The organism is Vibrio ichthyoenteri ATCC 700023 (genome assembly GCF_000222605.1).
Lineage (GTDB): Bacteria > Pseudomonadota > Gammaproteobacteria > Enterobacterales > Vibrionaceae > Vibrio > Vibrio ichthyoenteri.
The window spans coordinates 1-15,275 of the sequence record NZ_AFWF01000011.1 but is presented as its reverse complement, the minus strand read 5'-3'; the positions used below and the strand labels follow the sequence as shown (position 1 = coordinate 15,275).

13 protein-coding genes are annotated in these 15,275 nt (G+C 45.1%); 9 read left to right on the top strand and 4 right to left on the bottom strand.

Annotated features, from left to right (window positions below):
* Window positions 1-83: 83 nt before the first annotated feature.
* From RH85_RS01595 to RH85_RS01580, 4 genes are read right to left on the bottom strand one after another with little or no spacing between them, the layout of a single operon-like run.
* Window positions 84-998, bottom strand: coding sequence for a L,D-transpeptidase family protein (locus RH85_RS01595; protein WP_006710433.1), 915 nt, complete (start codon window positions 996-998; stop codon window positions 84-86).
* Complete coding sequence (gene phrB / locus RH85_RS01590) at window positions 998-2,413, bottom strand: deoxyribodipyrimidine photo-lyase (RefSeq protein WP_006710432.1); 1,416 nt, start codon at window positions 2,411-2,413, stop codon at window positions 998-1,000. The genes RH85_RS01595 and phrB overlap by 1 nt, the downstream gene beginning before the upstream one ends.
* A gap of 32 nt (window positions 2,414-2,445) precedes the next feature.
* A complete protein-coding gene (locus RH85_RS01585) occupies window positions 2,446-3,246 on the bottom strand; it encodes a MerR family transcriptional regulator (RefSeq protein WP_006710431.1) in 801 nt (266 codons plus the stop codon).
* Entirely contained in the window at window positions 3,236-4,186 is a 951-nt protein-coding gene (locus RH85_RS01580; protein ID WP_006710430.1) for a YbgA family protein, read from the bottom strand. The genes RH85_RS01585 and RH85_RS01580 overlap by 11 nt, the downstream gene beginning before the upstream one ends.
* 379 nt (window positions 4,187-4,565) lie before the next feature.
* Here RH85_RS01580 and deoD point away from each other — a divergent pair, with 379 nt between their 5' ends.
* The 9 genes from deoD to RH85_RS01535 all read left to right on the top strand — a co-directional run bounded on the left by deoD (window position 4,566) and on the right by RH85_RS01535 (window position 15,264).
* Complete coding sequence (gene deoD / locus RH85_RS01575; protein ID WP_006710429.1) at window positions 4,566-5,276, top strand: purine-nucleoside phosphorylase; 711 nt, start codon at window positions 4,566-4,568, stop codon at window positions 5,274-5,276.
* 322 nt (window positions 5,277-5,598) lie between these two features.
* Window positions 5,599-7,035: a transposase gene (locus tag RH85_RS01570; RefSeq protein WP_478212668.1), complete on the top strand. Its 1,437-nt coding sequence runs from the start codon at window positions 5,599-5,601 to the stop codon at window positions 7,033-7,035.
* Between the two features lie 123 nt (window positions 7,036-7,158).
* Window positions 7,159-8,637 (top strand): tetratricopeptide repeat protein, encoded by a 1,479-nt coding sequence (locus RH85_RS01565; protein ID WP_006710427.1) that lies wholly within the window; start codon window positions 7,159-7,161, stop codon window positions 8,635-8,637.
* Entirely contained in the window at window positions 8,637-10,217 is a 1,581-nt protein-coding gene (locus RH85_RS01560; RefSeq protein WP_006710426.1) for a GGDEF domain-containing protein, read from the top strand. The genes RH85_RS01565 and RH85_RS01560 overlap by 1 nt, the downstream gene beginning before the upstream one ends.
* Window positions 10,218-10,308: 91 nt before the next feature.
* The gene (locus tag RH85_RS01555; RefSeq protein ID WP_006710425.1) at window positions 10,309-10,710 is read left to right on the top strand and encodes a DUF3302 domain-containing protein; all 402 of its coding nucleotides are present in this window, start codon (window positions 10,309-10,311) and stop codon (window positions 10,708-10,710) included.
* Between the two features lie 2 nt (window positions 10,711-10,712).
* On the top strand, window positions 10,713-11,843 hold the full coding sequence (locus RH85_RS01550) for an HlyD family secretion protein (RefSeq protein ID WP_006710424.1): 1,131 nt from the start codon (window positions 10,713-10,715) through the stop codon (window positions 11,841-11,843).
* Window positions 11,844-12,181: 338 nt separating this feature from the next.
* On the top strand, window positions 12,182-12,733 hold the full coding sequence (locus RH85_RS01545; protein ID WP_006710423.1) for an ECF-type riboflavin transporter substrate-binding protein: 552 nt from the start codon (window positions 12,182-12,184) through the stop codon (window positions 12,731-12,733).
* 3 nt (window positions 12,734-12,736) lie between these two features.
* Window positions 12,737-14,431 (top strand): ABC transporter ATP-binding protein, encoded by a 1,695-nt coding sequence (locus tag RH85_RS01540; RefSeq protein ID WP_006710422.1) that lies wholly within the window; start codon window positions 12,737-12,739, stop codon window positions 14,429-14,431.
* A complete protein-coding gene (locus tag RH85_RS01535; RefSeq protein WP_006710421.1) occupies window positions 14,428-15,264 on the top strand; it encodes an energy-coupling factor transporter transmembrane component T family protein in 837 nt (278 codons plus the stop codon). Before RH85_RS01540 ends, RH85_RS01535 begins: the two co-directional genes overlap by 4 nt.
* Window positions 15,265-15,275 lie beyond the last annotated feature (11 nt).

Here is a 15,275-nt window from a genome sequence, read left to right as displayed (position 1 = left end):
AAAAAGAAACATGTCGAACTTTGTTTACATTATCATTACAAACAAGTGTAACCCTATCTGTACAGTAAATATTCAAACGCGCCCTAGAACGGTGATTCAAGCTCTTGTGGAGCGACAATCTCTACTGGCACGCCATTTTGCGCCAAAATTGCAGCACGAGCTTTTGCTTCCGACTGGTCCATGGCTTGCAACCACCAAGTTAATTCTTGTGGAATGCCAAGTACTTTTTTACTGCCGTCACTGCGAGTAAGAGGTTCATGCGCTTCAATATAAACACTACGATCTGGCTCTAAACTGATTTTTACTGGTGCATTGATCACGGTGACTTTTTCACCAAGATTGACCTGACTAAAAAGCCACTCGATATCTTTAGGCGACATACGGATGCAGCCAGCACTCACCCGCATACCAATACCAAAATCTTTGTTGGTGCCGTGAATCAAATAATCACCCGCGCCATGGGCCAATCTCAGGGCATATTCACCCAAAGGGTTATCCGGCCCTGCTGGTACCACCGCCGGTAACTCAACACCTTTTGCTAAATACTCTTTACGAATAGAAGTCGGTGGTGTCCATGTTGGGTTCGGCCTTTTTTGGCTGATTTTAGTGACCATTTCTGGAGTATCTCGCCCGATGCGTCCAATGCCGACCGGGAAAATATGCACCAAATTTTGTTCCGGAACAAAATAGTACAAGCGTAATTCAGCAAGATTAATGACCACACCTTCACGTTTCACGTCAGGAAGAATCACTTGCGTAGGAATTGTTAAGACGTAATCCACCGGAGGTAAAAATGGGTCCACCCCTTGGTTCGCCGCCATCAAGGCCAAAAAGCCCACATCATATTGCTTAGCAATATCGGCCATGCTTTCACCCTGCTTAATTTGATGAAATTGCGTACGACCAACAATATTGCTGTCTTGAGGAGGAAGATCATAGCTTCGAGCAAACACTGTGGAGCTTACACAGCAGCATAATATGAGCAGCTTACGCAGCATCATGGGAAATCCTTAGCATCTTGAAAGAGGCGTAAGGTTATCTCTCTTTCGCTTTTGTGATCAACCATTGGTTTCGGATATGACAAGCTAATGACGTTCTCCCACTGCCACGGTTGATGAATAAATTTGTTTGGTACCGCACTTAACTCCGGGACCCAATGCCTTACAAAGTCACCGTCAGGGTCGAATCGCTCGCCTTGAGCCGTAGGATTAAAGATACGAAAATAAGGCTGCCCATCGCATCCAGTGGATGCGCTCCATTGCCATCCACCATTATTGGCTGCGTAATCACCATCCACCAGCTTTTGCATAAAATACTCCTCACCGTGGCGCCAATGAAGATGTAAATCCTTAGTGAGAAAGCTTGCCACGACCATTCTCAAACGATTATGCATCCAGCCAGTTTTATTGAGTTGACGCATTGCTGCGTCCACAATGGGATAGCCAGTCTCGCCTTTCTGCCAAGCCACAAGATGCTTTTTGTCACCTGACCAATGCACTTTTTCAGTCCAAGCAACAAAATTACGTCCTTTACATAGCTTAGGTTCAAAGTGCAATAGATGTTGATAGAAGTCTCGCCAGACCAATTCACTAATCCACATCTCTCTCCCTGCGTCCAAGTGGACGTTGGTTGCAAACAGAACACGCGCAATACATTGCCGCACAGAAAGAGCTCCAATAGCCAAATAGGGGGAAAGCTGACTGGTTGCATTCAATGATGGCTTGTCGCGCTCCGCATGATAATGGCTAACCCTATCATGACAAAAGTCTCGCAACTGTTGTCGAATATCATGACTGCGCACCACATATTGTCCGCTCGACTGACGAGGGTAGGAAAAAACGCTGTTAGGTGAAAAAGTGGCCAGGCTGAAGTTGGCGATAATCTCCTCAGCCATCTTTGTCGCGGCAGCCGTTTTTACAATATCCACTCGCTGGGACGCAAGACGCGATAAGTACGCTCGTTTAAACGGAGTGAAAACTTTGAAATAACTGCCTTGTTTATTGAACACACTTCCCGGAGCAAACAAGCACTTGTCATCGAAACCTTGGACCGAAAAGACAGCACGGCTTTCAACATCGCTATCGCGTATTTGCTCATTCACTTCATATTCACGGTTAAAAACCAGCCGTTCGATGCCATGCGTTTGAGCAAAATCCATTACCGCTTGCCCGCTCTGTTGGTAATTATCAACTTCCACATACAGTAGTGGAATATTGAGTTGAGCTAAGTCACTTTGCAGCTCAGATAGGCGACGATAGATTAAGTCAGCTTGGATCGCACTGAGATGATGTTGTCGCCAAGTTGCAGGCGTAGCGACATAAAGCGCAACAACGGGTTGCTGAGTGTCAATAGCACTTTGTAATGCCGTATTATCTTCTACCCTTAAATCTCGACGAAACCACATTAATTGCATCACCGACTCCTCTATCGCATTTATCTATTAGCTTAAGCGGCCATTAAGGTCGTGATTAATGGACTGGTGGTTAATTGACTGCCCAAAGAGTGAGACAACTCTTCAATAGAAGGCAGTTGGGCTTTGGAAGGGGCTTGTGATGCATACACAGCCAACATCGCGTATTTATCTAAACCTAGGTTGGCAGATAACCCGCTTAAGTCCTCTACTCCTTCAATAAAAGAAATGCTGTAGCCTCTATCTACTAGCCCTAACGCCCATAATCGCATCTCAATCGAACCAACGGAATCATAGCTCACAAGTAAGCACTTACCGTTGCGTGCGGCCTTGTTTTCAGCTTCTAGAATCAACGTGAGTCGGGATAATAACAGCGACTGAAACATTCCGATTTGCAATGTCTGTTGACTGCGTTTGACTTGCGCAATTGAGTCAAAAATAGGCTGTAAATACCGAGACTCGATAATTTCCATCGGGTACTCTTTAAATACTAAAGACAAAGTCGCTTCCGATTTATGGCGATTGAGTTGCGCCAAAGCACCTAACGTAGTTTCAACTTCATCAAGTGGAGCGACAACATCGCTCTCCATAACCTCAGGTATTTGACCGCTTTCGAGCAGAGCCTTAACCTTGCCAATGGCAACACCTTTCTCCAACCAACCTTGTATCACTCTGATTTGCTCAATGTGATCATACGTATAAAGACGATGACCTTTTTCAGTACGCTGTGGTTGAATAATGTTATAGCGGCGCTGCCAAGCTCGCAATGTCACTGGTTTAATTCCAGTTAACTCTGATACTTCTCGAATTGCGTACAATTTTTCTTCACAGCCCATAACGTAAGCGTAGCTCCTGTGGATAAGGGTTTAAAAATTTTTGACTTTGTAGATATTCGTCTGGAAATCTTTGCATGTGATGCTTCAATAAGGTCAATGGCGCCAGTAGTGGAAGAACACCAAGACGATAATCATCAATCACCTGACAAAGCTCGGCTTTCTCACTTTTCTCCAGCGCCTTTTTGAAGTAGCCCTGAATATGCATCAATACATTGGTGTTGTTTTTACGGCTTGCTCGATTGGCCATTGCCGTCATCAAGCCCTCTCGATATAGCTGATAAAAGTCTGCAATCGGATAATGCGAAACTTGTGCAACCAATTTACCCAGCGCTTTATAAGATGCCGGATGATGTGCCATCAAGGTCAATTTGTATCGAGAATGAAAACTGACTATTTTACCGGCAGTCGGCTCACCATCCATTGATTGGTAGAAGTCATACAAACAAAATACCCGAGTCACAAAGTTCTCTTTCAAAATCGGGTCATTTAGGCGCCCATCTTCTTCAATGGGTAACCAAGGCATACGAGTCATGAGTTCTTGTGTGTACATGCCAACACCGGTTTTTTCAGCGCTGTTGTTGCCATACACCTTGACTCTTTCCATCCCACAGGTTGGTGATTTCGCACACACGACATACCCACACAGATCTTCACGCTGCAATCGTTCAATGCGTCGTTGTGAAAACTCGAGCATTCGGTCGGTATGATCTTGCGTCTCATCTCTGGTTTCAACCAAAGCGATACGTTCTTTATCTGAAATCAAACGAATCGTAGGCCTTGGTACCGGCATGCCCGACTCCACTTCAGGACAGACAGGCACAAATTGAAAGTGCTTGCCCAGCTCTCTTGTTACAAATCGGCTCGATTTATGGCCACCGTCAAAGCGTACCGCTTCTCCGAGAACACAAGCACTCACGCCAATTTTGATATCCTGTTCCATACCGTTTCCCTCTTTGATTACCGAATGCCTTTCAAATGCGTGGTAGTAAATCGCCACCGTGTGTACAAATTAATTTCATGTATAAGTATTAGCACAGAAACAAATGTTGTACAAAATTTAAATCAGTACAAGAAAATCACTCAAAGCCAAGGCAGTATGAAACTGAAACCACGCAAACGATGGACAAAACGATTGCCTTACCACTTTCAACATAAATGGTTATCAACAAGGATATTTATCCATTAGACGCGGGTTTTTGTGACCAACATCTTAAGGAGCCTTGTTATATATAGCTAGTATTGCCTCAACAGATTTATTGAGGTTCAACAGTTTTAGTAATTATTACGCTGAACTTTCCTAAGATATTGGAGTAACAACGATGGCAACCCCACATATTAATGCTCAACCTGGTGATTTTGCAGAAACTGTTTTGATGCCAGGCGATCCACTTCGCGCGAAATATATCGCAGAAACGTTCCTTGATGACGTCAAACAAGTCTGTGATGTTCGCAACATGTTTGGCTACACGGGAACCTATAAAGGTAAGCCAGTGTCCGTGATGGGCCATGGCATGGGTATACCATCTTGCTGTATCTATGTGCACGAGCTGATCGCAGAGTACGGGGTTAAAAATGTCATTCGCGTGGGAAGCTGTGGTGCTGTTCGTGACGATGTGAAGTTGATGGATGTCGTGATCGGCATGGGCGCGTCCACCGACTCCAAAGTAAACCGCATTCGCTTTAATAATCATGATTTTGCTGCTATCGCTGATTACGGTTTGCTAGAAGAGGCCGTCAATCAAGCTCGAGCTCAAAACGTACCAGTTAAAGTAGGTAACGTATTCTCAGCCGACCTTTTCTATACACCTGAAGCCGATATTTTCGCAAAAATGGAAAAGCTGGGCATTCTTGGTGTCGATATGGAAGCTGCGGGTATCTACGGCGTTGCGGCTGATTTAGGGGCTAAAGCCCTAACCATCCTAACCGTCTCTGACCATATCATTCGCGGAGAGAAGCTCAGTGCTGAAGAGCGTCAAAAATCATTCAATGACATGATGAAAGTCGCACTAGAAACCGCTATTTCTATCTAATTTCCATTTCAGCCAGTGCCTGACTGGCTGTTTTAATCACCCGAGGGGGGATTGTGGCATCTGCTTATCGGCTAAAATAAGCACCGGACTTGCAACTAAATTTTGCTAGATCAACATTTAGACTGTAAGCATAATATCGTCCTACTTCTTTGATTACATTGGCGTGTTACAACGTGGGAAGAATGATATTGGCTTTATTTAGGCTAGGTAACAGGTAAAGCCTTGCCCCCTTAATTTTAGGTACGACGTGACAAAATCCTCCGCGAATCCAAATATAACCTCAGAACTGCCTGCCGCGGTCACTGATCAACATGGTCATACATTGTGCCAACTTAATTTCTGTAAGACATTGGCCTGCGACAATTTTGGACTCAGCGACGCACATCGTTACGTTGTGCAACACGCTAACCCTAAACGCCCAGCGATGGTTTGCCGTGAATGTGGCGCGTTTCCTCCTTTGCTCAATAACCAAGATGTCTTAGATGAACTACGCCGTTTAAGACTGCAACATTGTGAAGGCTTGCCGGCATGCCGTAACAAGTCATGTGATCATTTCGGTCTATCTATCCACAGCCATAAACAGCTCTACCACGCGTTTGGCTATAGTGGTGATCGCCAACGTTATCGCTGTAAATCATGCCAATCGACATTCGTTGATAAATGGTCTGGTGCGAACCATAAACTCAATTTTCAAGAAAACCTACTTGGCTTACTTTTTATGGGCTATTCAGTGCGTGAAATTTGCCGCAAGCTCACCATCAATCCTAAAACCTTTTATGACCACATCGATCATATTGCGAGTCGCTGTCGTCGAAAATTAGCCATGTTTGATGCCCGCTGGGTTAACCACGCCGAGCAATACGAACTGGCATCCGACTATATGCCGTTACAAGCAAAAAGTAATAATGGGGTTTATTGGATAGCGACAGGCGAGGCGCATTCTGGCTACATATTAAGTCAACATGTCAACTACTCAGCCCAAGAAGAGCCGCAGGGAGATTGTGATCATGACCCATTCTCCAGTCCTGCACGCTTTGTCTCGCAAGAGCACGCTTCTGAATCACATCATGCAACCACCACGACGGCCAAAAACCTGCGGGAACGTATCGATCAGCAATATCAAACCATTCTTGCTCGCGGTAATGTAGAAGATCCTATGGGTAATTTGACAACATTCCATTACCCATCGAAAGGGGCATTAATCCGCCCCCCTTATACTTCTTATGCTCATTTCTTACACGTGTTGAGTTTGTGTCACGACGAGCGCAAAGTGGCGATTTACTTACCCCAAGAGCCTCTATTGCGCTCAGCGGCTCTAAGCGTTGCTCTCCCGCGCATTCAAGCGGCAACTGTCGACCTAATGTACGTTGAAGAAGATGGCCAATGGGGCAAAGAATTTCCGCTTGATAAAATCGATATTGTCCATATGGGATGGTGGCGCGACCGCTGGGCTATCGCACATTCCGATTCTATGGCAAAAGGCATTTGTTATTTAGCTGGCTCGCACAATAAGCCAAAATATTGGCTTCGTCATGCCTCGATACGACAAACTTCGTTTTACCAACAACGCTTCCAACTTTTGTTTGACAGTTTTATTAATGAGCCACGTCGCAAACTGCGCCCTGGAGGGCTACTTCCTGTGTTGGATATATTCAGAGCGTGGCATAATTTATGCTATCAAAATAAACACGGCATAACGGCAGCGCAGGCTTTAGGGTTGAATGACTCTCCAATGACACTGCGCGAACTGCTTTCATAATTTAATTAATGTGAAGTTCGCCATTAAACCGTCGCTCAAATAGCGCTTTTTCTAGCACACCAAAGGCAGCTATTTTTATAATACTTAAGTATGAATTCAGTAAGCGGTTAAGGGATTAGTTCATTGGATAAAAGCCAGCATTTGCTAGAAATTGAGCTAGAGCAGCTTAAATCGCGAATTGAGAGCGAGCCTGAGCAGGTACTGCTCACGGCAGAACAATGCGCAACACGAGCGAATCAGATTCTATTTCCCCAAGGTGTCATTCAAAGCCTAGTGATCATCTCTCGGTGTTATTGGGCGTTAATGGACTATCGCAAGGGTCTAAAGAGTATCCGCGAAGCCTACACAAAGCTGAGTCAAGTCGATAACGATGATGACCTTCCTGAAATTCTCCACTTACATGCTCTTCACTTCTGGGGGCAAGCCAAATATTACTCTGCTCAACAATATTGGATTCAATCGTTAGAACAATCCGCCCTGGTTGATCAAGTCGAAATTCAAATTGAATCCTTGATTGGCCTCGGCAATGTCTGGCGTGTACTAGGCGAATATCAGTTAGCGCTCTCCACCCATGAATTAGCCGTTACAGCGGCCAATAACTTACGAATCTACTGGTTAGAAGGTAAAGCGAGAATTTTGCTGGCGTGGGATAATTATCTTATCGGCAATTACATCGATATGCTCTCTATCTTAGACAGCGCTGAAGAAGCGTTGCAGCATCACCACGACCGCACTTGGCATGCTGAAATCTGGGATTTCAGAGGCTTAGCCTTGCTGGGTTTAGAACGACTTGAAGATGCCGAGCGAGCAACGAAAAAAGCACAAAAGTTGGTGGAACAAAACAACTTAACTTGGATGAAAGCCCACGCATATATTAGCCAAGCCCGTCTGGAGTTGATGCGCAAAGAACCCTCAGAAGCCTCTCAACTACTTCTTGCCGCCGAAAAAACGGCCAACAGTTTTGATAACGGCGAACTGCTATCGCAAATCTATTTTCAACAATCACGAGTCGCTGAAGAAGTGGGTGATTTTATCACTGCGCTACAAGCATTTAAAAAATACCGTACTCACGCCACTGATATGCTTCGTGAACAGACCGTGCGAGAAGGCAGTGACAAGGCGCGAGCATCTAAACGATTACTCGAACAGCGCGCGAAAAAACTGATTAAGCGTATCCGAGCACAACACGAGTACGACCCAGATAAGCACATGAGCCAAATGGTCTCAGAGACCATTTGGTGGGAACAAATGATGCTGTTTAAGACCGAACTTAAACGATCCAATCATGTGGTAATCATCATCCACCATCCCAATAGTAAATGTTTAGATATCTGTGCAGAGCTTGCGCACTCCTTTTGCAATCATCAAGATTTACTATCGCGTTTAAGCAGCGAAAAATTGGGGCTGCTTTTGGCTGAGAAAGGTGAAGAAGCCAACCGCATCTTCCAAGTGTTAACTCAGATGTTTGCAATGTACCCTTGGAAACGTAGAGGGATTAAGCAGATACAGCCTAAATTGGCATACCATGACATCCTGACCTTCCCTTTCACCTTGGAACAGTTGGAACAACTAGAACAAGAGCCGGTGGTAACTGAATTATGATGGAAGTCCTGCTAAACAAAATATCCGATGCTGGGCTTGATGCTTCTTCAGTGGCTGGAGAAGAAGCGCTGGTTTTCTGGAATCACATCCGCCAACATGTCGCGACAACAACACAGGAAAAAGCCCAGTCTTACGTTATTAGTGCTGAGTTTCGAACTTCATTAAAACAATTCCAAGAGGGGATTGAGGAGCTGCGTTCAGCACTAGATTTACTCTCTTTGCCGCATGATGCTCACCTGATTTTAGAAGTTCGAGGCTACTTAGCCGATCGCTTAGTCGATCATGGCGATTTTAACGCCGCACTCAATGAATATATCGCCTCCTCAACGATTGCGGTCGAAAATGGTTATATTGATGCCTACGTCAAAGCGGTTTTGGGGATGGGCAATTTGTGCGATGCGTATGGTGACCATGCTCGAGCCCTACGCTACTATCAAAAAATCGACAGTATCGATCATGCCATTAGTAGCCGCTCTCTTCGATTGCGTTACAAGCTCTACATGCTTGCTTGTTACATTGACCTCAAACGTATCAGTGCAGCTAACGATCTAATCAAAGAGTGCGAAGAGCTCAGTATTTTAGTCAGTGACAAAGTGCTCGCTGGACAAATTCTTCTCTACCAAGCACGATTGCTACGACAACAAGGTCTTCTTGATGAAGCAATGCGTTGTCTGGGCCATGTGCAATATGCTGCGGGCAATATCAATTCAAACTGGCTGTCGAATATGATCCGCATGGAGTTGGGGTACTGCCTCAACGATAGTGACAAAATACACCTTGCCAACTGGGTATTAGAACGCGCTCACTCAAGAATTCAAAAAGAAGGCTCGCCACTACTCAATTTGCGATTGTGTGATGCACTCGCATCCGTTTGTGAGAAACAACAAAACTACAAACGCGCGCTTGAATATCAGCATTGTGCTTATCGCATTGAAAACGATCTGATGAAAAAGATCCCAATTTGCGAGCTTGGCGCAAGCCAGTTACGCCGTCTGGCGCGCTTTGAATTACAACTAAAACTGATCCTATCAGAATTAGAAAACCGCGAACTCAAAGAAACCACAGAGCACCAAAAACACGCCGTGGCGCAGTTGCAACAAGATGTCTTTACCGATCCGCTCACCGGCCTACACAATCGCCGCTGGTTGGATATGAAACTCAAAGATCTACTACTTCACGATACGCCATTCGCGCTTTTGGTCGTGGATATTGACCACTTCAAGTCAATCAACGATGAACTCAGTCACCTAGTGGGTGATAAAGCCATTGTTAGCGTCTCTTCAGAGCTCTCGTCCTACTTCAAATTCCGTGGCGCATCCTGTGTCCGCTTTGGTGGCGAAGAGTTTTTGATCATTATCGAGCGTTACACCCTAGAGCAAGCCAAAATGCACGCTGAAAACTACCGCGAACGTATTTTCAAGTTTGGCTGGCAGGAGATTTTGGGAGAGCGCGGCCTGACGGTAAGTGTCGGTATTACACTACACCGCGAAGGAGAGAATACTCAACGAACCTTCTACCGAGCAGATAAAGCACTCTATCGAGCCAAAGCCAATGGTCGCAACCAAGTTTGTTGCGAATAAAGAGCTTATTTATACAAATTGCAACAAAAAACCGTTAATTGTCTGATTTCACTCTTATACTTAGAGCATAAAATTATACAAGGACGGTATTATGTTTCTCGATTACTTCGCACTAGGCTTGCTCATTTTCGTCGCTCTAGTGCTGTTTTACGGCATCATTGCTATTCATGACATCCCCTATGAAATAGCCAAAAGCCGTGAGCATCCACATCAAGATGCTATTCACTACGCAGGCTGGGTTAGCCTTTTCACCTTACATGTTTTATGGCCATTCCTGTGGATCTGGGCGACATTATGGCGCAAAGAACGAGGCTGGGGTTTTCACAAACTCGAAGAAGAACAACACGACCTCCACCACCGCCTTGAACACTTGATTGATCAAGTGGAATCTCTGCAACAAGATATGGCGACGTTGAAAGCAACGCAAACAAAACAACTAAATGCTCACCAACAATCAACAGAGCAACCGACCAATAATAAAGAGGAGCAGTAAGCATGGATTTATTACTGATACTCACTTATGCCGCACTTTGCATTGCTGTTTTTAAGGTTTTCCGTATTCCACTCAACAAATGGACCGTACCCACCGCGGTGCTCGGTGGCGTAGTGTTGATTGGAACACTGATTTTATTAATGAATTTTAACCACCCCTATACTCAGATCGGTAACCAAGTCTTCTCCACCACACCAATCGTATCAGGCGTTCGAGGCCGAGTAATCGAAGTGCCCGTTGAAGCCAACCAGCCGCTAAAAGCCGGGGATGTGCTGTTTAAGATCGATCCTGTCCCTTACCTTGCTGAAGTTGACAAACTCAAAGCGCAAGTCAAAGAAGCCAGTCAAGGTGCTTTAGGGTTAGAAGCTACCGTTCAAGAAAAAGAAGCTGCATTAACTAAGGCGATTGCTGAACGAGATAAAGCACAACGAGAATTCAATCGTTATCAACGCGGATACGATAAAGGCGCATTCACCGCTCAGCAGTTAGATACTCGTCGCCAAGCTTTTAAAGCCGCGCAAGCAACCGTAGAAGTGGCATCGACTAATATTGAACAAGCGGAAATCGCGTTGAATTCTGAAATCGGTGGGGAAAATACCACAGTAGCACGCTTGCTCGCGGATCTGCGAAAAGCTGAGTTTGATCTTGAACAAACGACGGTCTATGCCCCTACTGATGGCTTTGCTACTCAATTAGCGTTGCGCCCTGGCGTGATGGCCGTGCCGCTACCACTAGCTCCCGTGATGACCTTTGTCCACAGTGAAGATCTGGTGTATACCGCGGCATTTCGCCAAAATTCGCTGCAGCGCTTAAAACCAGGGTTTGATGCCGAGTTTATTTTCCGTGCACTACCGGGAAGAGTCTTCAAAGGTGAAGTCATCGATGTCTTGCCCGCCATTGGTGAGAGTCAATTTCAAGCACGTGGTACGCTCGTCGGTACCGACGCTCTGAGAACCAATGGTCGTGTATTAGTGACCTTAAAAGTCAATGACGACTTAACGCCATATGCCCTGCCTATGGGCACCGCAGTCGAGGTGGCCGTTTACTCTGACAGCTTCAGCCATGTTTCAATCATGCGTAAAGTGCTCATTCGCATGAAGAGTTGGCAAAACTATCTCTACCTTGATCACTAATCTAAAGCTGCGACCGTAGATCAAAGCACAAGTTATGAGGCTCCAATCCCATACGGAGCCTCATAGGCCCCATCATCCGCCATTATTTTACTCAGTCAGGCGGTTATCACTGCGATCCCCGCGATCATTACTCTGCATCACGGGAAATGAGTGATTACATAATTTGCTGTACATCACACTTTACGAGCGATAATTTCGCATCTAGACGTCTAGATAGTTAGCTTTCCATCATCAATATTGTTCTGTATAATGCGCCATCCACATATCCATGAGCAAAAATCGAATCAATATCGCTCACTAGGATCACTTATTTTATTTCGCTAGAACACAGGTTATCTATGAATCTTTCTGCCAAAACTGTCGTTGTCATTGCCATCGGCGCCGCTCTATATGGTATCGGCGGCCTACCTATGTTTGGTATTCCAGTTTTTGCTAATACCACTCTAAAACCAGCCATGGCGGTATTGGCTCTGTTTTCGGTGCTATTTGGCCCATTAGTTGGTTTTCTGGTTGGTTTTATTGGCCACTGGGTAACGGACCTATTTGCGGGCTGGGGAGTTTGGCTAACATGGGTTCTGGGTTCTGGCATCGTCGGCTTAACCATGGGTTTTTACTCGAGCATGACGAAACACAATCTAGATAAAGGCATCTTTAATAAGACTGACTTTGCTCTGTTTGTGCTTTTAGCTTTTGTCGGTAACGTAGTGGGATATGGCTGCTCTGCCTTCTTAGATACTATTTTGTATGCAGAACCGTTTACTAAAGTCTTCACCCAACTAACTATTATTGCAGCCGGTAACTCTTTACTGATTGCGATTGTAGGTTTCTTTATTCTCAAAAACGTCGCCAAACGCAATGCAATGAGCCGCAATTTAACTGAGGCCAAATAGGCAATGACCATCGAATTTTCTAACTTCTCTTTTAGATATCAGTCGCTGGATAAACCGACATTAAAAAATATCAATCTAAGGATAGAGCAAGGAGAGAAAATCGTCATCATCGGTCCAAGTGGTAGCGGTAAGTCTACCCTTGGGCAATGTTTAAACGGCTTAATTCCTCACGCGATCGCTGGTGAAACATCCGGTCAACTAACCATTAATGGTCAAGTGACTTCGGCGTTAGATCTGCATGCCTTTACCGAACAAGTGGGCACGGTACTGCAAGATACTGATAGCCAGTTCGTTGGTCTTAGCATTGGGGAAGATATCGCGTTTGCTCTGGAAAACCAGTGCATGTCGAATATCGAAATGTACCCATTGGTAAAAGCTACCGCGCAAATGGTCGATCTTGCAGACATGCTCGAACGTTCACCGCATGACTTATCAGGTGGCCAAAAACAACGCGTATCACTGGCTGGCATCTTAGTCGACGACGTTGACATCTTATTGTTTGATGAACCACTAGCGGCTCTTGACCCAAAAACGGGTCGTAAAACCATTGAGATCATCGACGATCTACACCGCAAGACCAACAAAACGATCGTCATGATTGAACATCGCCTTGAAGATGTTCTGCATCGCAATGTTGATCGCGTAATCTTGATGGAGCAAGGTGAAATCGTCGCTGATATGACGCCTGATGCGTTATTAGCATCGGATTTACTGGCTCAACACGGTATCCGTGAACCGCTGTATTTATCGGCATTGAAAGCGGCGCATTGCCCACTTTCAGACAATGACAAGCTGTCATCATTAGATAATATCGATGTCCAGCAGTACCAATCTGCCTTCACGCAATGGCAAGTGGAAACCACATTAGCCCCAAGTGCAGAGCAAAGCTCACCCCTGTTACAAATCCGTGATTTGACTTACTCTTATGACGGTGAAAAAAATGCCCTTGAAGCGGTTTCATTTGACGTACAACGCGGTGAGTTCGTCTCAATTTTGGGTAAAAATGGTTCCGGCAAATCTACCATTACCAAATTGATTATGGGTGTGGTTGAACCGGACGCTGGCTCGATTGATTTCGATGGTCAAGATATTGCGAACCTAAGCATCTTCGAGCGCAGCCAGAAGATCGGCGTAGTTATGCAAAACCCAAATCATATGATCTCACACCATATGATCTTCGATGAAGTTGCTTTTGGCCTGCGTAATAAAGGGCTTGAAGAGAGCGTTATTGAGCAGAAAGTTGAAGACGTTCTCACTTTATGTGGCCTAGCAAAATATCGCCATTGGCCGATAGAAGCGCTTAGCTATGGGCAAAAGAAACGAGTCACGATTGCTTCAATTCTGGTCATGGAACCACAACTGCTAATTCTTGACGAACCGACAGCAGGCCAAGACTACCGCAATTACACCTCAATGCTAAGTTTTGTACAAAAACTCAATCGAGAGATGGGCATTACTGTGGTGATTATTTCCCACGATATGCACCTAGTATTGGAGTACTCAACTCGCTCGATTGTGATTGCGGATAGCCAGCTGATTGCCGATCAGCCAATGACTCAAGTATTTAGTCAACCTAAACTGCTTGAGCAGGCCAATTTGACGACCACCAGCTTGTATGACCTTGCTGAACGCCTAAATATCGAAGACAAAATTCGCTTTATGCAAACCTTTATTGAACGTGAGAAACCGGCCGCATGAATGCCTCTAAAATGAAATTTGGTATCAGCTATGTTGATACAAAATCCCCTTTGCATGCACTGAACGGAATCACTAAGTTTGCACTTTTTATGGCGTGGGTAACCGTGGTATTGACTACGTTTGATTTGCGCCTTATCAGTGTGCTGATTATTGCGGGTCTTAGCTTGCTTAAGATGACGCGCGTACCACTGTCTGTCTATAAACCCTTGCTGATTGGTACCGCGAGTGTTTTGATGATGAACGCATTATTTATGTTCTTGCTGGCACCTCAGCAAGGTACTGAATATATGGGCTCGACTACGGTGCTATTGCCATTTGGGCACTATTCAATCACACAAGAAACTCTGTTTTACTTACTTACGGTAACACTGAAATACTTCAGCATGTTCCCTATCGCATTGGTGTTCGTCTTTACCACGCACCCAACCGAGTTTGCTGCCAGTTTGAATCGCATTGGTGTACCGTATAAAATCGCGTATGCCGTCAGTTTAACGTTGCGCTATCTACCTGAAGTAAAAAAAGACTTCGTTAACATCATGCACGCTCAACAAGCTCGTGGGCTCGATCTCACCAAGAATACGCCGCTATTTTTGCGCATCCAAAACGTGGCGAAAATCCTTGGGCCACTGATTTTCTCTAGCTTGGACCGCGCGGATCAAATCTCCAATGCTATGACTTTACGTGGATTCGGCCGCAATAACCGCCGAACTTGGTATAGCCATCGCCCACTAAACCGCATTGATATATGGATGCTCATCGGCATCGTTATTGTTGTCGTGGCGGCCATTACTAAGCGAGTCTATGAGAGTCAGCTGTTTTGGTATCCATTTTAAATATAAAAAAA